Annotated in this window: 20 protein-coding genes and 1 tRNA gene; 13 read left to right on the forward strand and 8 right to left on the reverse strand. The window is 61.8% G+C overall.

The window, feature by feature from the left end; translation table 11 throughout:
- The first annotated feature begins 67 nt into the window (after positions 1-67).
- The 3 genes from zwf to pgi are packed head-to-tail and all read left to right on the forward strand — an operon-like array spanning position 68 to position 3,797.
- Positions 68-1,522 (forward strand): glucose-6-phosphate dehydrogenase, encoded by a 1,455-nt coding sequence (gene zwf / locus ACEN2R_RS04415; RefSeq protein WP_442039616.1) that lies wholly within the window; start codon positions 68-70, stop codon positions 1,520-1,522.
- A complete protein-coding gene (gene pgl / locus ACEN2R_RS04420) occupies positions 1,519-2,193 on the forward strand; it encodes a 6-phosphogluconolactonase (protein ID WP_442039618.1) in 675 nt (224 codons plus the stop codon). Before zwf ends, pgl begins: the two co-directional genes overlap by 4 nt.
- On the forward strand, positions 2,193-3,797 hold the full coding sequence (gene pgi, locus ACEN2R_RS04425) for a glucose-6-phosphate isomerase (RefSeq protein WP_442040015.1): 1,605 nt from the start codon (positions 2,193-2,195) through the stop codon (positions 3,795-3,797). The genes pgl and pgi overlap by 1 nt, the downstream gene beginning before the upstream one ends.
- A 61-nt stretch (positions 3,798-3,858) precedes the next feature.
- Here pgi and ACEN2R_RS04430 read toward each other — a convergent pair whose 3' ends face one another.
- The 5 genes from ACEN2R_RS04430 to ACEN2R_RS04450 form a co-directional block, all read right to left on the reverse strand.
- Entirely contained in the window at positions 3,859-4,209 is a 351-nt protein-coding gene (locus tag ACEN2R_RS04430; protein WP_442039620.1) for a RidA family protein, read from the reverse strand.
- Positions 4,210-4,299: 90 nt separating this feature from the next.
- A tRNA-Gly gene (locus tag ACEN2R_RS04435) sits at positions 4,300-4,373 on the reverse strand.
- Positions 4,374-4,500: 127 nt separating this feature from the next.
- Complete coding sequence (locus ACEN2R_RS04440) at positions 4,501-5,052, reverse strand: fasciclin domain-containing protein (protein WP_442039622.1); 552 nt, start codon at positions 5,050-5,052, stop codon at positions 4,501-4,503.
- A gap of 225 nt (positions 5,053-5,277) precedes the next feature.
- Complete coding sequence (locus ACEN2R_RS04445; RefSeq protein ID WP_442039623.1) at positions 5,278-7,320, reverse strand: ASKHA domain-containing protein; 2,043 nt, start codon at positions 7,318-7,320, stop codon at positions 5,278-5,280.
- A gap of 99 nt (positions 7,321-7,419) precedes the next feature.
- Complete coding sequence (locus tag ACEN2R_RS04450; RefSeq protein WP_442039625.1) at positions 7,420-8,109, reverse strand: hypothetical protein; 690 nt, start codon at positions 8,107-8,109, stop codon at positions 7,420-7,422.
- Here ACEN2R_RS04450 and ACEN2R_RS04455 point away from each other — a divergent pair.
- Positions 8,108-8,263 (forward strand): hypothetical protein, encoded by a 156-nt coding sequence (locus ACEN2R_RS04455; RefSeq protein WP_442039627.1) that lies wholly within the window; start codon positions 8,108-8,110, stop codon positions 8,261-8,263. The two genes, ACEN2R_RS04450 and ACEN2R_RS04455, sit on opposite strands and share 2 nt — an antisense overlap.
- Positions 8,260-8,937 carry a DUF6639 family protein gene (locus ACEN2R_RS04460; RefSeq protein ID WP_442039629.1) on the forward strand — a complete coding sequence of 226 codons (678 nt, stop codon included), beginning with the start codon at positions 8,260-8,262 and terminating at the stop codon, positions 8,935-8,937. Before ACEN2R_RS04455 ends, ACEN2R_RS04460 begins: the two co-directional genes overlap by 4 nt.
- Positions 8,938-9,010: 73 nt before the next feature.
- Here ACEN2R_RS04460 and ACEN2R_RS04465 read toward each other — a convergent pair whose 3' ends face one another.
- The 3 genes from ACEN2R_RS04465 to ACEN2R_RS04475 are packed head-to-tail and all read right to left on the reverse strand — an operon-like array spanning position 9,011 to position 11,251.
- Positions 9,011-9,979, reverse strand: a complete 969-nt coding sequence (locus tag ACEN2R_RS04465) for a methyltetrahydrofolate cobalamin methyltransferase (protein ID WP_442039631.1) — start codon at positions 9,977-9,979, stop codon at positions 9,011-9,013.
- A 10-nt stretch (positions 9,980-9,989) separates the two neighbouring features.
- Positions 9,990-10,913 (reverse strand): methylenetetrahydrofolate reductase, encoded by a 924-nt coding sequence (locus ACEN2R_RS04470; RefSeq protein ID WP_442040017.1) that lies wholly within the window; start codon positions 10,911-10,913, stop codon positions 9,990-9,992.
- Positions 10,914-10,948: 35 nt separating this feature from the next.
- On the reverse strand, positions 10,949-11,251 hold the full coding sequence (locus ACEN2R_RS04475; protein ID WP_442039633.1) for a virulence factor: 303 nt from the start codon (positions 11,249-11,251) through the stop codon (positions 10,949-10,951).
- Between the two features lie 264 nt (positions 11,252-11,515).
- Between ACEN2R_RS04475 and ACEN2R_RS04480 the strand changes: the two genes are divergently transcribed.
- The 8 genes from ACEN2R_RS04480 (at position 11,516) to ACEN2R_RS04515 (ending at position 19,740) form a co-directional block, all read left to right on the forward strand.
- On the forward strand, positions 11,516-12,628 hold the full coding sequence (locus ACEN2R_RS04480) for a Ppx/GppA phosphatase family protein (RefSeq protein ID WP_442039635.1): 1,113 nt from the start codon (positions 11,516-11,518) through the stop codon (positions 12,626-12,628).
- The gene (locus ACEN2R_RS04485; protein ID WP_442039637.1) at positions 12,628-13,380 is read left to right on the forward strand and encodes an RlmE family RNA methyltransferase; all 753 of its coding nucleotides are present in this window, start codon (positions 12,628-12,630) and stop codon (positions 13,378-13,380) included. Before ACEN2R_RS04480 ends, ACEN2R_RS04485 begins: the two co-directional genes overlap by 1 nt.
- Positions 13,381-13,496: 116 nt before the next feature.
- A complete protein-coding gene (locus ACEN2R_RS04490; protein WP_442039639.1) occupies positions 13,497-14,582 on the forward strand; it encodes a hypothetical protein in 1,086 nt (361 codons plus the stop codon).
- Positions 14,583-14,633: 51 nt separating this feature from the next.
- Positions 14,634-15,305 carry an HAD family hydrolase gene (locus tag ACEN2R_RS04495; RefSeq protein ID WP_442039641.1) on the forward strand — a complete coding sequence of 224 codons (672 nt, stop codon included), beginning with the start codon at positions 14,634-14,636 and terminating at the stop codon, positions 15,303-15,305.
- Between the two features lie 16 nt (positions 15,306-15,321).
- Entirely contained in the window at positions 15,322-16,278 is a 957-nt protein-coding gene (locus ACEN2R_RS04500; protein WP_442039643.1) for a sugar-binding transcriptional regulator, read from the forward strand.
- A gap of 361 nt (positions 16,279-16,639) precedes the next feature.
- Positions 16,640-17,950: an ABC transporter substrate-binding protein gene (locus ACEN2R_RS04505; RefSeq protein WP_442039644.1), complete on the forward strand. Its 1,311-nt coding sequence runs from the start codon at positions 16,640-16,642 to the stop codon at positions 17,948-17,950.
- 85 nt (positions 17,951-18,035) lie between these two features.
- On the forward strand, positions 18,036-18,908 hold the full coding sequence (locus ACEN2R_RS04510; RefSeq protein WP_442039646.1) for a carbohydrate ABC transporter permease: 873 nt from the start codon (positions 18,036-18,038) through the stop codon (positions 18,906-18,908).
- Position 18,909: 1 nt separating this feature from the next.
- Positions 18,910-19,740 carry a carbohydrate ABC transporter permease gene (locus ACEN2R_RS04515; protein WP_442039648.1) on the forward strand — a complete coding sequence of 277 codons (831 nt, stop codon included), beginning with the start codon at positions 18,910-18,912 and terminating at the stop codon, positions 19,738-19,740.
- Positions 19,741-19,742 lie beyond the last annotated feature (2 nt).

A 19,742-nucleotide genomic window follows, 5' to 3' on the forward strand; every position in this document is an offset into this window, starting at 1 on the left:
ACTCGACCCGAATTCAGCGCTAAGACAATCTTCGTTAGCGCTAACGGCGATAGAAAAGGCCCCTGACATGGTATCTCGTGTTATTCCCGTCGATCCCTTCGATCTGGTGATTTTTGGCGGCACCGGCGATCTTGCACGACGCAAGATCCTGCCGGGCCTGTACCGGCGTTATTGCGCGGGGCAGATGCCCGAGGACGCGCGGATCATCGGCGCGGCCCGTGGCGAAATGGACGATGCAGGCTACCGCGACTTCGTGCGCGAGGCGATTGTCGAATTCTCGCCCCCCAAAGAGCAGAACGCCGAGCAGATCGACGGTTTCCTGTCGCGACTGCATTTCATCGTCATTGACGCCAAAGGCACCGGCGGCTGGTCCGATCTGGCCGCGCTGATGCGGGACGGTGTCGTGCGCGCCTTTTATTTTTCGGTGGCACCCGGCCTGTTCGGCGATCTGGCGACGCGCCTGCACGCGCATGCGATTGCCGATGACGACAGCCGGATCGTGGTGGAAAAACCCTTTGGCCGCGATCTGGCCACGGCCAAGGCCCTGAACAAGGTTCTGGCAGAGCATTTCGACGAACATCAGATTTACCGCATCGACCATTATCTGGGCAAGGAAACCGTCCAGAACCTGATGGCGGTCCGGTTCGGCAACATCCTGTTCGAGCCGTTGTGGAATGCGCAATACGTCGATCACATCCAGATCACCGTGGCCGAAACGGTGGGCGTTGGCGGGCGGGGCAGCTATTACGACAAATCGGGTGCGATGCGCGATATGGTTCAGAACCACCTGATGCAGTTGATCTGCCTGATCGCGATGGAACCGCCCAGCCATTTCGACCCCGACGCGGTGCGCGACGAAAAGCTCAAGGTGATTCGGGCGCTGGACCCGCTGGCCCCTGACGAGATCGTGCGCGGCCAGTATCTGGCGGACGAGGATCAGCCCGGCTATTTGGTGGATTGCGAGGATCCGGCCAGCAAGACCGAAAGCTTCATTGCGATGAAGATGCATATCTCGAACTGGCGTTGGAAGGGCACTCCGATTTATGTGCGCACCGGCAAGCGGTTGCGGGCCCGTGCCTCCGAGATCGCCGTGGTGTTCAAAGACCCGCCCCACAACATCTTCGGAGAGCAGGAGGACCGGCGCGGCAACGTGCTTGTGATCCGGTTGCAGCCGAACGAGGGGATGAACCTGCGGGTGACGATCAAGGAACCGGGGCCGGGCGGCATGCGTCTGGTCGAGGTGCCGCTGGACATGAGCTTTGCCGAGGCGCTGGGGCCGGATGCAGAGGATATTCCCGACGCTTATGAGCGGCTGATCATGGACGTGATCCGTGGCAACCAGACCTTGTTCATGCGCGGCGACGAGGTCGAGGCGGCCTGGGCCTGGACCGACCCGATCATCGCGGCATGGGAGGCCAAGGGCGACAAGCCCAAGGGCTATGACGCGGGCAGTTCCGGGCCGGAGGATGCGCTGATGCTGTTGCACCGCGATGGGCGTCGCTGGCGGGAGATACGCGAATGAACATTTCCGAATACCCCGACCGCGAGATGATGATGATTGATCTGGCCAATATTCTGGCCGGTGATCTGAACACGGCATTGGCCGCAAATGACAGGGCCAGCCTTGCCGTGCCGGGCGGCACCACGCCGGGGCCGATTTTCGACGTGCTTTGTGCCGCGAACCTGTCGTGGGACCGGGTGCATGTGATGCTGACGGATGAACGCTGGGTGCCAGAAACCTCGGATCGGTCGAACACGCGGTTGCTGCGCCAGCGGCTGCTGGTGAACCGCGCCGCCGCCGCCACGCTTGTGCCGCTTTACGCCGAGGCGGAGACCCCCGAGGACCGTCTGGACGAGTTGTCAGAGGGCTTGCTGCCGCATTTACCGCTGTCTGTCCTGTTGCTGGGTATGGGGGTGGATATGCACACCGCGTCCTTGTTTCCGGGGGCAGACCGGCTGGCGGATGCGCTGGACGCCGATGCGCCGCCCCTGATGGCGATGCGCGGCGGTGGCGCGCCGGAACCGCGCATAACCCTGACGGCCCCGGTTCTGCGGGGCGCGATGGTGGCGCATATCGTCATAACCGGCGCCGAAAAACGCGCGGCGATCGAACGCGCCGCAACCCTGAACGACCCGGTTCTGGCGCCGATCTGCGCCGTTCTGCGGGATGCAACGATACATTGGGCGGAATGATGATGGATATCTGGGACCGGCTTTCGGCCAATCACGCGGCCACCAAAGACCGCCGGATTCTGTCGATGATGGACCGCACCCGTGCGCAGGATTTTTCTGCCGGTCTGGGCGAGATGCTGTTCGACTATTCCAAGACGAATATCGACGCGGACGCGAAGGCGCTTTTGCTGGAGCTTGCCGAAACCCGGGACGTTGCCGCAAAACGCACCGCGATGTTCACCGGCGAAAAGATCAACGAGACCGAAGGTCGCGCCGTGCTGCACACCGCCCTGCGCAATCTCGACGGTGGTCCGGTGATGGTGGACGGTATGGATGTGATGCCGGGCGTTCTGGCCACGCTGGACCGGATGTCGGTCTTTGCCGCTGCGTTGCGCTCGGGCGCGTTTCAGGGGCAGGGCGGGCGCATCACCGATGTGGTGAACATCGGCATCGGCGGCTCTGATCTTGGGCCTGCGATGGCGGTTCTGGCGCTGGCGCCCTATCATGACGGCCCGCGCCTGCATTTCGTCTCGAACGTCGATGGTGCGCATATCGCCGATACGCTGAAGGGGCTGGATGCAACCACGACGCTGGTGATTGTGGCCTCGAAAACTTTCACAACCATCGAAACCATGACCAACGCGAACACGGCAAAGGCCTGGATGGCGGCTTCGGTCAAAGACCCTGCGGCGCAATTCGCGGCACTGTCCACGGCGTCGGACAAAACCACCGCCTACGGTATCGCGCCGGACCGGGTGTTCGGGTTCGAGGATTGGGTCGGCGGGCGCTATTCCCTTTGGGGGCCGATCGGTCTTGGCCTCATGATCGCCGTGGGGCCGGACAAGTTCCGCGATGTGCTGCGCGGTGGTCAGGCGATGGATGTGCATTTCAAACAGGCAGGGTTTGCGGACAATCTGCCCGTGCTTCTGGCGCTGGTCGGCATCTGGCACAACCAGATCTGCGGACATGCCACCCGCGCCGTTTTGCCCTACGATCAACGCCTTAGCCGGCTTGCCGCCTATTTCCAGCAGCTGGAAATGGAAAGCAACGGCAAATCGGTGGCGATGAACGGGTCTGATCTGCCACGCCATTCCGGGCCCGTGGTCTGGGGCGAGCCTGGAACCAACGGGCAGCATGCCTTCTACCAGTTGATCCATCAGGGCACCCGCGTTGTGCCCTGCGAATTCATGATCGCCGCCAAGGGCCACGAGCCCGATCTGGCGCATCAGCACCGGTTGCTGCTGGCCAACTGCCTTGCCCAGTCAGAGGCGCTGTTGCGCGGGCGATCATTGGCCGAGGCAACGGCGATCTTGGCGGCAAAGGGGCTGTCGGGCGCGGAACTGGACCGTCAGGCGCGCCACCGCGTGTTTCCGGGAAATCGCCCGTCCACGACGCTGATCTACCCGATGCTGACGCCCTATGTTCTGGGCCAGATTATCGCGCTGTATGAGCACCGCGTGTTCGTCGAGGGCGTGATCCTTGGCCTGAACCCCTACGACCAATGGGGCGTCGAACTGGGCAAGGAACTGGCCGTGGCGCTGGAACCCGTCGTGTCGGGTCAGGCGGGGGCTGGGGACAAGGACGGATCGACGCAAATGCTGGTGGAGTATATCCGGGGGCATTAACCACACCCTCCCCGCCGGCATTCAGGCTGCGGCGGAGAGGGGCCTTCAAGACTGCGGCAGATCAGTTCTGCGCGGCAACCACGATGATCTCGACCAGATAGTCGGGCGTTGCCAGCGCGCTTTCGCCGGTTGCGCGGGCAGGGGTATGACCTGCGGGCACCCAAGTATCCCAAACGGCGTTCATCTCGGCGAAATCTGCCATGCTGGCCATCCAGATCTGCGTCGACAGGATGCGGGTCTTGTCAGAGTCCGCGAGTTTCAGCAGCCGGTCGATATTCGCCAGAATTTCCGTCGTCTGGTCGGTGACCGATGCGCCGGGGTTTCCCACCTGACCGGCAAGATAGACCAGACCGTTGTGGATTACGGCCTGGCTCATGCGGGCGCCGGTTTCGATGCGGGTAATGTCAGACATGGATGGTCCTTTCAGCGTTGATTACCCCAATGCTCTAGGCAAATTCCGCGGCAAAGGCCAGCGTTGTGAAAAACCGTGATGACAGGATGCTGGAGCGGGTGAAGGGAATCGAACCCTCGTATTCAGCTTGGGAAGCTGCTGCTCTACCATTGAGCTACACCCGCATTGCGCCTCAGGTAAGACATGGCTTGTCTTGCGTCAAGCCGGAATCAAATCGGCCGCGCCAGCGATGTGGCGCGGCCTCTGGACCCCTGACCGTCGGGGGACGACCGATCAGGGTAGGGGAAAGGCTTACTTCGGGACGAGAACCGCGTTCACAACGTGGATCACGCCGTTCGACTGCTTCACGTCAGAGATGGTGACGCGGGCGACTTGGCTGCTTTCGTCGAAGATATACAGGTTTTTACCTTTGGCCTGCGCGGACAGGGCATCACCGGAAACGGTGTTGAAGTGATAGAACCCGTCCTTGCTGGCGCGCGCTTTCGCGGCGATCTCGGCGGTGGACCAGTTGCCCGCAACCACATGCGCCGTCAGGATCTTGGTCAAAAGCGGCTTGTTCTCGGGTTTCAGCAGGGTTTCGACGGTGCCGGCGGGCAGGGCGGCAAAGGCGTCGTTGGTCGGGGCGAAAACGGTGAAGGGGCCCGCGGTCATCAGGGTCTCAACCAGACCGGCGGCCTTTACTGCTGCTACCAGCGTTGTGTGGTCGGCAGAGTTCACCGCGTTTTCGACGATATTCTTGCTTTCGAACATATCGGCACCGCCGACCATCGGGTTCGCGGCAAGAGCGGGCGTTGCAATGGCAAGGGCAAGTGCGGAAACGGCAGCTTTGATAAAGGGTGTCATCGATCTGTTCCTTGTGAATGACCCCGTTTCTCGGGGCCGGATACAGGAACTTACGCAACGCGCCGCAAGATAGTTTCATCCTGTGCGGTTTATTTTAACGGAGGCGCATCCTGCGCCATTCCTTCTGGCACTTCGTGCCGTTTTGTGCTCCGCGCGGGGATATTTGAACCAAGAAGAACCTTGTCATTCTTCTCGGTCCAAATACTCGAATCCGGCGCGTGCCGTCTATCCCCTACGGCGGGTGCGGCGACCTGATCCTGCGGCACCGCCCTCGCCGGAATTGAAGTTGATTTCCGGCAGGGTGACAATCGAACGCAGGATGGGAAAGGGCTCCACCGCGTTCGGGATGTTCGAAGCATTGACAAAATGCTCTTGAAAGCGCGGCTCGATCGCGGTTTCGATCTTGTGGATGTTGCGCACGGTCTCCTCGATCTCGGCCCGCGCGTCGGTGTTCAGCAGGGCGATCCGTGCGCCGGTGCCTGCGGCGTTGCCCGCAGAGGTCACTTTGTCCAGTGGTGCATCCGGGATCATCCCCAGCACCATCGCGTGTTTCGGGCTGATATGGGCGCCAAAGGCACCGGCCAGAACGATCCTGTCCACCTTGTCCACACCGAATTTGTCCATCAGCAGCCGCGCGCCGGAATAAAGCGCGGCTTTGGCCATCTGGATTTCGCGAATGTCGCGGTTGGTGACGGTGATCTTTGGCCCGCCATCGGCGGACCCATCCCAGACCATGTAGGAATAGGTGCGCCCGTCAAGAAAGCACCGTTCGGTTCCCGTCTGCGCTGCCGAGCCGATCAGTCCGGGACCGTCCAGCAGCCCCGCCATGCGCATTTCCGCAACCATTTCGATGATGCCAGAGCCACAGATGCCAGTGATGCCGGTGGTGGCGATGGCCGCGTCAAAGCCTGCCTCGTCCGACCACAGATCGCTGCCGATCACCTGAAAACGCGGGTCTTTGGTGACGGGGTCGATCGTGACGTGTTCGATGGCGCCGGGGGCGGCGCGTTGCCCGCTGGAGATTTGCGCGCCTTCAAAGGCGGGGCCGGTGGGCGAGGAGCAGGCAAGCACCTTTTCGGTATTGCCCAGCAGGATTTCGGCGTTGGTGCCGACATCGACGACCAACAGCAGTTCTTTTGATTTGTCCGGCGCCTCTGACAGGGCGACGGCGGCGGCATCGGCCCCCACATGGCCCGCGATGCAGGGCAACAGGTAGACGCGGGCGGCGGGGTGGATTGTCAGATCCAGATCCACGGCGCGCAGCGACAGCGCGTTCGACGTGGCCAGCGCAAAGGGGGCCTGGCCCAGCTCGAACGGGTCAATGCCAAGGAACAAATGGTGCATGACGGGGTTGCAGACGAACACCGCGTCCACGATCAGGCCCTTGTCGATGCCTGCGTCGTCGGTGATCTGGGTGAACAGCGCGTTCATCCCCTCGCGCACCGCGCGGGTCATTTCCGCAGCCCCACCCTTGTTCATCATGGAATAGCTGACGCGGCTCATCAGGTCTTCGCCATAGCGGATCTGCGGGTTCATGATCCCGCTGGAGGCCACGACCTCGCCCGATTGCAGGTCGCACAGGTGGGCGGCGATGGTGGTCGAACCCAGATCTACGGCAAGGCCGTAGATCGTGCCGTCGTAATAGCCCGGCCAGATGTGCATGATGCGGGGCGCGGTGTTCTTGTCGCCCAGGTTCACGGCGACGGTCACCTTCCATTCGCCCTTGCGCAGCGCGGGTTGCAGGATGCTAAGGATATGCAGATCAGAATGGACGTTCTTCAGTTCCCACTGCTGGTCCAGCGCGGTGCACAGCCGTTCCAGATCGCCCGAGGGTTCGTGCATGTCGGGTTCCTGCACCTCGACATAAAACAGCTTGGTCGAGGGGTTCATCGTGATCTCGCGCGCCTCGGCGCGTTTGCGCACGACCTGCTTGTGCACCTGGCTTTCAGGTGGCACGTCGATCACCACATCGCCCTGCACGCAGGCCTGGCAGCCCAGACGCCGCCCGTCCAGCATGCCGCGTTTTGATTTGTAGCGCTCTTCGACACTGTTCCATTCGGTCAGCGCATCGGCATGGACCGTCACACCGTGCTTTGCGAACTCGCCATAGGATGGCGAGATCTGGCACTTGGAACAGATGCCGCGCCCGCCACAGACCGAATCCAGATCGACCCCCAATTGCCGCGCTGCGGTCAGGATCGGCGTGCCCACGGGGAAATGCCCGCGTTTGCCAGAGGGGGTGAAGACGACAAGAGGATCGGTGGTCATGTGCGGCAGGCCTTTAACGGAAATTCACAAGGGGTAACATAACGATGCAAGGGGAAAGGGAAAGCCGCAGCACGGCATATTCTTGTGCATCAGCGCCATTCATTTGCCGATATAGCTGCTGATCGGCCCCATCCCGAACATCCACACGATCAGCGGCACCGGAGAGACCGCGATCACGATGGTCAGAAGCGTCGCGGGGATCGTAAACAGGCGGCTTAGCCCCGCCATCATCACAATCCCGCCGCCTCCGCCGATCAGGGCAGAGCCGGGCAGGTTGATCAGCAGGGCAAGGGCGACATAGCGGAACCGCACCGCCAGATGCCCCAGACGGCGCGGCAGCTTTTGGCGCAAGAGGGCAAGGCGTCGGCGACCGGACAGCGGTTTTATCCGCTCTATCATCGCGCAGGCGCGGGTCATGCGCAGGTCCAGAAACACGCGGTGCAGCCAGTCATAGGGGATGAACCGCCCCGCCAGAAACGCCAGCGACAGCCCGGTGACCGTGGCGATATAGACATACGGCACCACTGCGGCACCCTGCATCACGATCAGGGTCAGCCCGATTTCGATTCCGGGCACGAACGGGATCGCGATCAATAGCGCATAGGCCAGCAGGGTCGCGACCAGCAGGCCCAGCATCAGGCGTCCTTGTGCATCGGGGCTGAGGGCGGACTCGTGTTGTTGCACGTAGTCGATCAACAGGTGCGCGCCATAGCCAAGCGCCAGAACGACGCCGATCCGGATCAGCGTGCGACGAAGCGAGGAGCGAAGCGGGGGCGGGGTCAGCGACATGGCGGCACTTTGCGCTGCGGCGCAATCGGGGGCAATGGCAAAGCATTACCGCACGGTGATCTGTTCCGGTCTTGAGCGCGGACAAGGGGCAGGGCAGCGATGGATGCTAGACTGGGCTGGCGATGGCAAAAGAGCAGGGGGGGATGCGGCATGATGCGCGGGGCGATTCTGGCGGGGTTGATCTGTCTGTCGCCAACGGTCGCGGGGGCAGAGGTGTGGCCCTGCCCGCCGGAGCGGATCACCGTCGAGGCCGACACCAAGGCGCTGGCAACCCGCATTTGCGCTGTGACCCGTCGGGCGACCGCGCAGGCCGCAGTTTGCGGTTACGGATTGGAACGGGATATCCAGATCAAAGTCGTGCCGCGGATCATCGGCATGAACGGCAATCCGCTGGCCTGTTTCAATGCGGCGCAGTTGACCATCGAGGTGCTGAGACCGGAGGCAACCGCCGCCAGCCTGACACCGCACAGCGCCTATTCGCTTTTGCCTCTTGATGCGCTTTACGACAGTCTGATCGTGCATGAAATGACCCATGCGGTGTTTTCACCCGCTGGCCCCCGAACCGTGGAAACGGTTGTCGCCCAGGAATATATCGCGTCGTCGTTCCAGATTGCCTCGATGCAGCCCGACGTTCGCCGGCAATTGCTGGACCATTACCCCAGACCGGACCCCGTACTCCTGTCAGAGCTGAACGCGGCCATGCTGTCCTTGGCACCGATCCGGTTCGGTGTGACCGCCTGGCGCCATTTTGCGCAGTCGGAAAACGGGTGCGCGATGGTGGAACGGATTGTCGAGGGCACGATTGCGTTCGGCGAGGCCGATCCGTAAGTCTGCGGGCATCGGAACGGCAAAAGGGCCGAACGCGAACGCCCGGCCCTTTTATGATGTCTGTGGAACATGCCTAGCCGCGTGCGCGGCGTCCGCCGGTCCGGCCACCGGCGCGGCCAGAACTGGACGCCTGCGCCTTGGACGCCTCGGGGAAGGGCATGCCTTCGGCGACGGCATCCAGAACGCGGCTGAACTTGATCCATTCAGACCCGTTCGCGTCGTGGTTCATCAAAAAGTTGGCGGCGCGGATCGCTTCCATCTCGACGGGGCGGACGGGGTTCATGATGGCGCTGGTCATACCGGCGGCAATCGCCATCGGCAGGAAGGCAGAGTTGATACCGTGCCGCTGGGGCAGGCCGAACGAGATGTTGGATGCGCCGCAGGTGGTATTCACGCCCAGCTCTGTGCGCAGGCGGTGCACAAGGGTAAAGACCTGACGGCCTGCATCGCCCAAGGCGCCCACGGGCATGACCAACGGGTCAACCACGATGTCATGGGCGGGAATGCCGAAATCGGCGGCGCGCTGAACGATCTTTTTGGCGACGGCAAAACGCACGTCTGGGTCCATCGAAATGCCGGTGTCGTCGTTGGAAATCGCCACGACCGGCACGTTGTATTTCTTGACCAGCGGCAGGATCAGTTCCAGCCGGTCCTCCTCGCCGGTGACAGAGTTCAGCAGCGGGCGGCCTTCGGCGGCGGCAAGGCCCGCCTCCAGGGCGGCGGGAACAGAGCTGTCGATGCACAGTGGCACATCGACCAGCGCCTGAATCAGCCGGATCATGCTGGTCATCAGCGGTGGTTCGGTCAGGTTCGGGTTCGGGTTCGAATTGTAAACCACGCCCGCATTCACATCGAGGATCATCGCGCCGCATGCGACCTGCTCCAGCGCGTCCTTTTCAACGGTGGAAAAATCGCCCGCCTCCAGCTCGCGCGCCAGCGCCTTGCGGCCGGTGGGGTTGATACGCTCTCCGATCACGCAGAATGGTTCGTCAAAGCCGATGACAACGGTCTTGGTCTTGGATTCGATAACAGTGCGGGTCATGGGTGTTCCTTCAGGACTGGTCAGCAGGCGCGGCAGTGGCCCCGCCGTGGTCGATCGCCCATTGGGCGTTGGTCTTGATACCGCCAAGCGGGAAGAAATGCACCCGCTCGATGTTGAAGTCGGGATGGGCGGCCTTGTAGGCGGCCAGTTCGTTGATGATATCCGTCGGCTCGTAGGGCAGCAGCAGCTTGGTCACATCCATCGCGCGTTTTTGCAGCACCTTCAGCGAGGGGCCGACACCGCAGGCAATGGCGAATTTGATCAGCGTTTGCAGCTTGGCCGGACCCGCGATGCCGATGTGGATCGGAATGGTGATCCCCGCATCCTTCAGCGCGTTGGCCCAGGCGATGATCGGCTTCGCCTCGAAGGCGAACTGCGTGGCCAGCGCCATTTCGGCGCCGGTTGTCTCGTTGAACTTCTGCTTCCAGCGCAGGGCGTCCATGACATTCCTGTCCGTGCCATCGGTGTCGATGTCGCGGTTGCCCTCGGGGTGGCCCGCGACGTGCAGACGGGTGAAACCGGCCTTGTCGAACAGCCCCGTTTCCATCAGTTGCATCGACGAATGGAAATCGCCGTGCGGCTGCGATACGCCACCGGCCAGCAACAGCGCCTGACGCACGTTCGCCTCGCCCTGATAGCGGGCGATCCAGTCGGCCAGCATCGTCTTGTCCTTGATGATGCGGGCGGGAAAATGTGGCATGACGTTATAGCCATCTGCCGCCAGACGCGCGGCGGTGGCGACCATGTCCTCGATCGGGGTGCCGTCGATATGGGCGATGTAGACGCGGGTGCCCGCAGGCAAAAGGGCGCGGAAATCCTCGACCTTTTCGGCGGTGCGCGGCATCACCTCTATGGAATAGCCATCCAGAAACGCCTCGACCTGAGCGGAGGAGCCGAAGGTTTCTTGCTTCTTGCGGAAATTCAGCAGTGCCATGGTGGCCTCCAATACAGATCTGGGCGTCATGCCGGTTAAGCCTTGACCCATCCGTCGCTGGCGATCAGCGCGATGATGCGGTCCTTGTCGAATTCCGCCTCGAGGCGCGCGGCCTCGGATGCGGCTACGTCGTCCTGCTCGCCCTCGACCGTGAACGGCTCTGCCTTGCGCCAGTCGGCAAGATACGCGTCGGTGCCAGCCGCGCCGGTTTTCATGGCGCAACGGTCGATGGCTTGTTCAAAACGCTCTGAGAGTTGCACCTTCGATGCGCGACGGCCCTTGCCGACGATGACCTGCGCCGGGATATCCCGCCAGTAGACGATGGTGACCTCGGGCATCGGGTGATTCCTATCTGTTGTTGACCCTGTGTAATGGGTGCGTTTCGCGACGCTGGGTCGTTTTTCGACATCGGGGACGCATTCCGCGACCTGTGGTGGGGTCCTTTTATTTTGAAGCGGGCAAAGGGGCCAGTCCGGCTGGGTTGAAAAGTATTCATCACTGTTATGAAATCGGCGGGCAGAGGGGATGATGCTGTGTCTGCGCCTTGCGCGGGGCGTGGTTCGCGACTACCTTGGGGGTAACTCAAGTTGGAGGGCGTAACGATGACGCCCAAGCGTCCGAATGGTGCGGACGCGTTCCCGATCAAGGTCGAGCCATCCGCGCCGTCGACCCCGGATTTGCCGCAGCTATATGCCGCGCTGGATCTGGGTACAAATAGCTGTCGCATGCTGATTGCCGAACCCCGTGGCAATCAGATCAGCGTGATCGACAGTTTCTCTAAATCCGTGCAATTGGGCATGGGGCTGGAGGCGTCCGGCAGGCTAAGCCGGTCGTCGATGAACCGCACGGTTCAGGCGTTGCGGATCTGTCAGCGCAAGTTGCAGAAACACAAGGTCCAGCGGATGCGGCTGGTCGCCACAGAGGCGTGCCGCCGTGCGGTCAACGCCCGCGATTTCATCCGCCTGGTCAAGCGCGAGACCGGGCTGGCGCTGGAAATCATCAAGACCGAGGAAGAGGCCCGTCTGGCCGTGATCAGCTGCGCCCCGCTTGTCAGCGCCAAGACAGAGCAATTGCTGGTGGTGGATATCGGCGGCGGATCAACCGAACTGGTCTGGATCGACCTGTCCGATGTGCCACCCGCTGACCGCTCCAAGGCGATCATGCGCCTGCACACCGGTTTCAAGAACGAGGGCGCGACATACCCCGTGGCCCGCGTGGTCGACTGGATTTCCGTGCCCCTGGGCGTGGCCACTCTGCGCGACCAGTTCGACGATGTGGACGATGACGGTGCCCGGTTCGCCCTGATGAGCTGGTTCTTCGAGGAAAATCTGGTGAATTTTTCGCCCTATGGCGCGGATCAGGTGCGCGAGGGGTTCCAGATCATCGGGACCAGCGGCACGGTGACCACCGTTGCGGCCTCGTTCCTTGGGCTAAAGCGCTATGACCGGACCAAAGTGGACGGATTGCGGATGACAAGCGACGAGATCGACCTTGTGATCCGCGAGTATCTGAACCTTGGCCCCGAAGGCCGCCGCGCCGATCCACGCATCGGGCGGGACCGTCAGGCGCTGATCATGTCGGGGGCTGCAATCCTGCAGGCCCTGTTACGCAGCTGGCCGACCGACAGATTGTCGGTTGCGGATCGCGGTTTGCGCGAAGGCCTGCTATACGCGCAAATGAGCGCGGATGGCGTATTGAAAGACGGACCTTACTGATGACGGAAAAGAAAAACAGCGGACGTGGCCAGCGAGAGCTGCGGGTCAAGGTGAAAACCGCCCGCGGGCGCAAGCTGTCCTCGACCCTTTGGCTGGAACGCCAGTTGAACGACCCCTATGTGGTGAAGGCCCAAAAGGACGGGTATCGCGGGCGTGCAGCCTATAAGATACTGGAACTGGACGATAAATATCGCTTTCTTGTGCCGGGTGCGCGGGTGGTTGACCTTGGCTGTGCGCCGGGGGGCTGGTGTCAGGTGGCGGCCAAGCGGGTGAACGCCCTTGGCGAGAAGCAAGGCAAGAAGATCGGCCGCATACTGGGGGTCGACCTGCAAGAGGTCGATCCGATCGCGGGCTGCGAGATCCACGTTCTGGACTTTCTGGAGGATGACGCCGACCTGAAGGTCAAGGCCTGGCTGAACGGCACCGCCCATGTGGTGCTGTCCGACATGGCGGCCTCTGCCTCGGGGCACAAGCAGACCGACCACAACCGCATCATGGCGCTGTGCGAGGCGGCGGCGCTGTTCGCGTTCGATGTTCTGGAACCGGGCGGCACCTTTGTGGCCAAGGTTCTGGCAGGCGGGGCAGAGGGGGATCTGCAAAAGCTGCTGAAGCAGAACTTCAAAACCGTCGCCCATGTGAAACCCCCGGCAAGCCGGTCCGACAGTTCTGAAAAATTCGTGGTGGCCCGCGGGTTCCGTGGCCGTGACGGAGCCGAAACCGGCGATGACCGCCTTGGCGACGAGGAAGAATAGCGTTTTTGGGAAACACTTAATTTCCAACGTTTATTTTCCATAACCTTCCGAAACCGATCATACCAAAGGGACGGCGGCGCGATCTGCGTCCCTTTGGCATAAGACGGAGCCCGCATGTGTCCGAATTCCTGACCCTTTCGGTGACCGGTGCACGGGTGCACCTTGATCCAAAGATCGGCAACATCCGCAGCCTGATCTTTCGGGCGGGCGACAGGGACTTAAGCCCATTGCACACCGCCCCCTGGGTGGATGACCCTGCGATTCTGGCGGATGAAACGATCCCGATTGTCGAACGCAGGCTGTCCGGCGATTTCTTTTGCGCCCCCTTCGCCCATAGCGATGTGGAAACCAACCCGATCCATGGCTGGACGGCGAATGGCCCGTGGGAGGTGGACGAGATCGTGCAGAATAGCCATTTTGCCATGGCTCGAATGACGCTGGGCCGCCCCGTGATGGGGGCCCGCGTCACCAAGGAGGTCCGCGTCGAGGCGGGCGTGCCGATCCTTTATCAGACCCACACCATCAGCGACGGCGCCGACGGGCTGACCGTGGCGCATCATCCGATGGTTCAAATGGCGGGGGCGGGACGGTTGTCGTTCTCGGCCAAGCGGCTTGCGCTGACCACGGGAGAGATGCCGGTCGCGGGGCGAAACTGGTTGAAGTATCCCGCGCAATCCACTGATTTATCGTCCTTTCCCGGCCCGGGTGGCCCCGTGGACCTGCATGATTACCCGGTGGGCAAGGGAAACGATGACTTCATCACTCTGGTCGAGGCTGGCTCGGCCCCGCTGGGCTGGACCGCCGTCGTGCGTGAGGCCGAAGATGACATCGTCTTTGTCCTGAAGGACCCCGCCGTCCTGCCGGTGACCATGCTTTGGTATTCGAACGGCGGGCGCCAATTCGCGCCGTGGAACGGGCGGCACATCGGCGTTCTGGGCATCGAGGACGGCTGCACGGCAGGCGCCGAAGGCCACCGCGCCGCGCAAGGCCCCAACAGCGTCGCAAAGTCCGGCGTTCGCAGCGCCCTGCGTCTGGGCAGCCTGACCACCCATATCGTGCACCACGCCACCGGATGCATTCCGCGCCCTGCCAACTGGGCGCATGTTGCGGATATCTCGATCCGGGACCGCCGGTTGATCCTGACATCGGACGCCGGCGCGCAGGTGACCTTGCCCTTCAAGGCAGGATTTTTCAGAGGCTAGTGCCGATCAAAGCTGTTATGCGATCGGAACATCCCGACAAGAGGCCCCACCTTGAAAGACATCGACCTTATCATTTTCGACTGTGACGGCGTGCTGATCGACAGCGAGGTCATCAGCGCCACCGTGCTGATCGGCGCGTTGGAACGGCTGGGGATCATCGTCGATTTTGCCTATTTCACCAGCAACTTTGTCGGCCGCAGCTTTCCGGTCGTGGCCCAGATTATCCGCGACCAGTTGAAGGCGACGCTGCCACCGGATTTCGAATTGAACTACCGGGCCGAACTGCTGGACGCGTTCTCGACCCGGTTGCGCCCGACCCGCGGGGTGGCGCAGGTTCTGGCCGCGCTCGACACGCCGAAATGCGTCGCCACCAGCAGCAGCCCCCCCCGCGCGGCCCGGTCCCTTGCGATCACCGGTCTGGCCACCTATTTCGGACCACATGTGTTCACCGCATCCGAAGTTGCCCGTGGAAAACCCGCCCCCGACCTGTTCCTGCACGCCGCCGACCGGATGGGCTGCGCCCCGCATCGGTGTCTGGTGATCGAGGACAGCCTGATCGGCGTCACAGCAGGACTGGCGGCGGGAATGCCGGTTCTGCGCTACGTCGGGGGGGCGCATTTATGTGCCGTCGATCCGGACGTATTGGCGCGCGATACCCCGGCACCGGTTTTTTCGGGTTGGGAAGATTTCGAACAGGTGATAGCAAACATCAGATCACAGTAGGGCCGGGGGCGACCGAATGAATGGCAAGCTAAGCAGCGCCGACGCAAGGCTGGATGATGCGGCCCGGGCCGGTTGGCTGTATTATGTGGCCGGAAACACCCAGGACGAGATCGCGCGCAAGCTGGGTGTGTCCCGCCAGTCCGCGCAGCGACTGGTCTCACTTGCGGTCAGCGAACGCCTGATAAAGGTGCGCCTTGACCATCCCATCGCGCGCTGCATGGAACTGGGCGCCGAGCTGAAACAGCGCTTTGACCTGAAATTCTGCGAGATTGTCCCCAGCGACCCGGCCGCCCCCAGCCTGCTGACCGGCGTGGCCATCGCCGCCGCCGCCGAGATGGAACGATACCTGAAATCCCCCGATCCGGTGATCATCGCCCTTGGCACCGGTCGCGCCCTGCGGACCTGCGTCGAGCAATTGCCGCAGATGAACTGTCCGCAACACCGGATTGTCTCGCTCTTGGGCAACATGATGTCGGATGGGTCGGCGACCCCCTATAACGTTGTGATCCGCATGGCCGAGCGGGTGAACGCGCGGCACTATCCGATGCCGCTGCCGGTTCTTGCCCGCTCCGAGGAAGAACTGCAGATCCTGCACAGCCAGGAACCGGTGCACAACACATTGGAACTCTGCCGGCAGGCCGATGTCACCTTTGTCGGGATCGGGCAGATCAACCAGACCGCACCGCTGGTTGTGGACGGTTTCATGAGCGCGCAAGAGGCTGTCGCCCTGAAAGAGACCGGCGCAATAGGCGAGATCACCAGTTGGGTTTTCGACCGCGAAGGCCATGTGCTCGTCGGTGGTGTCAACCGGCTTGTGGCCAGTGCGCCCCTGATTCTGGGCGGGCAAAAACCCGTCGTGGGGGTCGCTTCCGGCGCCGACAAGGCCCCCGCCATGCTCGGTGCGTTGCGGGGCGGGCTGATCAACGCCCTGATCACCAACGAGGCAACAGCGGAACTGGTTCTCGCCTCCTGACGCTGCGCCCTTGCTTACTGCGGCGCGTGCAAACTGCGGCCTGTGCTGATTGTGTGCCGCGTCGCCACGAACAAACCAACCCGTTCTTTTTGGTTCAAATATCCGCGCCGCAGGCACACCGAGCGCCCGAAGGGCGCGAGATAAAAGCCGTCGCGCGGAACGCGCGCCATCGGTTTCGCGTGGAGCGGGCGTCCTTTGCTTTGATCCCGCGTGTTGAATTGCCTTCTGAATAGCCGGTTTTCCTGCCCGTTTCGTGAATTTTTGCGCAGGAAAAGAATCGCGGTTGACTCGAATCTCCAGTTGAATGAATATTTGCCCAACCGATAGGCATATGCTCACATCGGGAAAATGGGAGGAACGAATGAAAACTTCAATGCGCGCCCTTTTGGGCGCTACAGCGTTGTCCCTGCTGGCCACCGGTGGCTTCGCAGAGACCCTGACAATCGCGACCGTGAACAACGGCGACATGATCCGCATGCAAAAGCTGACGGATGACTTCACGGCAAAGAACCCCGGCATCGACGTCGAGTGGGTCACCCTGGAAGAAAACGTCCTGCGCCAGCGCGTCACCACGGATGTGGCCACCAAGGGCGGCCAGTATGACGTGATGACCATCGGCACCTACGAGGTTCCGATCTGGGGCAAGCAGGGCTGGCTGGTCTCGCTGAACGATCTGCCCGCATCCTATGACGTCGACGATCTGCTGCCCGCGATCCGTGGCGGCCTGACCGTCGACGGAGAGCTGTACGCGTCGCCCTTCTACGGCGAATCCTCGATGGTCATGTATCGCAAGGACCTGATGGAAAAAGCCGGGTTGGAAATGCCTGACGCGCCAACCTGGACCTTCATTGCGGACGCAGCCCGCAAGATGACCGATAAAGCCAACGAAGTGTATGGCATCTGCCTGCGCGGCAAGGCTGGCTGGGGCGAGAACATGGCGTTCCTGACCGCCACGGCAAACTCGTTCGGCGCAAGCTGGTTCGACATGGAGTGGAAGCCTCAGTTCGACGGCCCCGAGTGGAAAGAGACACTCAACTTTTACGTCAACCTGATGAACGACGCGGGCCCTCCGGGTGCGGCCAACAACGGCTTCAACGAGAACCTGTCGCTGTTCCAGACCGGCAAATGCGGGATGTGGATCGACGCGACTGTTGCGGCGTCTTTCGTCAGCAACCCCAAGGACAGCACCGTCGCCGATCAGGTCGGTTACGCACTGGCGCCCGACAATGGTCTGGGCAAGCGCGGCAACTGGCTCTGGGCATGGTCGCTGGCCATTCCGGCAGGCACCCAGAAGGCTGACTCCGCCAAGAAATTCGTAGAATGGGCAACGTCGAAAGACTATCTGGCGCTTGTCGCTGCGAATGAAGGCTGGGCAAACGTTCCTCCGGGCACACGGACCTCTCTGTACGAGAACCCCGAGTACCAGAAGGTGCCTTTTGCGAAGATGACCCTCGACAGCATCAACTCGGCTGACCCGACGAACCCGACGGTCAACCCTGTGCCCTATGTTGGCGTGCAGTTCGTGGCGATCCCGGAATTCCAGGGCATTGCAACCTCGGTCGGCCAGCAGTTCTCTGCCGCGCTGGCAGGCACGACAAGCGTCGATGACGCACTTGCGAATGCTCAGGCTCTGGCCGTTCGCGAGATGACAAAGGCCGGTTACATCAAGTAAACGGTCCTCCCTTGCGGGGCTGGTGTGAACAGTCAGCCCCGCATCCCTTCTTTTTATTCACCCGCCCCAGCTAAGGATCCGTCCGATGGCCACGCAACACTCGCGCGCTGCCGCGCGTCTTATGATTTCGCCCGCCGTTCTGTTGCTTTTGGCATGGATGATTGTTCCTCTGGCGATGACACTGTATTTCTCGTTCCTGCGCTACAACCTGTTGATGCCGGGAATGGAAACCTTTGCTGGGTTTTCCAACTACAAATACTTCCTGACCGATCCCGCCTTCTTTGATGCGCTCTGGAACACGCTTGCCCTTGTGGGCGGTGTTCTGGTGATCACCATCACCGGGGGCATATTGCTGGGTCTTTTGCTGGATCAGCCGTTCTGGGGGCAGGGGATTGTCCGTGTTCTGGTGATTGCACCGTTCTTTGTCATGCCGACCGTGTCGGCGCTGGTCTGGAAGAACATGTTCATGAATCCGGTGAACGGGCTTTTCGCCTATATTGCCAAGGCGCTTGGCCTGCAACCATTCGAATTCCTCAGCCAGGCGCCGCTGGCCTCGATCATCCTGATCGTCGCATGGCAGTGGCTGCCCTTTGCCACGCTGATCCTGCTGACCGCGCTGCAATCGCTGGACCGCGAGCAACTGGACGCGGCAGAGATGGACGGGGCGGGGCCGATCAACCGCTTTATCCACATCATGCTGCCGCATCTCAGCCGCGCCATCACCGTGGTGATCCTGATCCAGACCATTTTCCTGCTGTCTGTGTTCGCGGAAATTCTGGTGACGACGAACGGCGGCCCCGGCACGGCCTCGACCAACCTGACCTACCTGATCTACGCGCAGTCCTTGCTGCAATACGACGTGGGCGGCGGGTCTGCGGGCGGTGTCGTGGCGATCATCCTAGCCAATATTGTTGCGATCTTCCTGATGCGGATGATCGGCAAGAACCTGGAGAACTGACATGGCACGCGCTGTATCCACCACCCGCAAATCGGTCGTGACCGTCGCGGCATGGTCCATCGGTTTCCTGATCTTCTTTCCGATCCTCTGGACCGTGTTGACCAGCTTCAAATCCGAGGCAGAGGCAATCGCCTCTCCCCCGTCCTTTGTCTGGTTCAACTGGACGACCGAGAACTACACCGAGGTGCTTGAACGGTCGAACTACTTCCTGCACTTCTGGAATTCGGTTGTGATTTCTGTTGGCTCCACGGTGCTGGGTCTGATCATCGCGGTGCCTGCCGCATGGTCGATGGCCTTTGTGCCGGGCAAGCGGACCAAGGACATCCTGATGTGGATGCTGTCGACCAAGATGCTGCCGCCGGTGGGCGTTCTGATCCCGATCTACCTGTTGTTCCGCGACACCGGTCTTTTGGACACGCGCACGGGTCTGGTCATGGTGATGACCCTGATCAACCTGCCGATCATCGTCTGGATGCTTTATACCTACTTCAAGGAAATCCCCGGCGAAATCCTCGAGGCGGCCCGGATGGACGGCGCAAGCCTGCGCGCCGAGATCCTGTATGTGCTGACGCCCATGGCGGTTCCCGGTATCGCATCGACCATGCTTTTGAACATCATCCTTGCCTGGAACGAGGCGTTCTGGACGCTGAACCTGACGGCGGCAAAAGCCGCACCGCTGACCGCCTTTATCGCCAGCTATTCCTCGCCTGAGGGGCTGTTTTACGCGAAACTCAGCGCGGCCAGCACGATGGCGATTGCCCCGATCCTGATCCTTGGCTGGTTCAGCCAGAAACAACTTGTACGCGGCCTGACCTTTGGCGCAGTGAAATAGGA

Source organism: Pseudogemmobacter sp. W21_MBD1_M6, from assembly GCF_052119585.1.
Classification (GTDB): domain Bacteria; phylum Pseudomonadota; class Alphaproteobacteria; order Rhodobacterales; family Rhodobacteraceae; genus JBGQOJ01.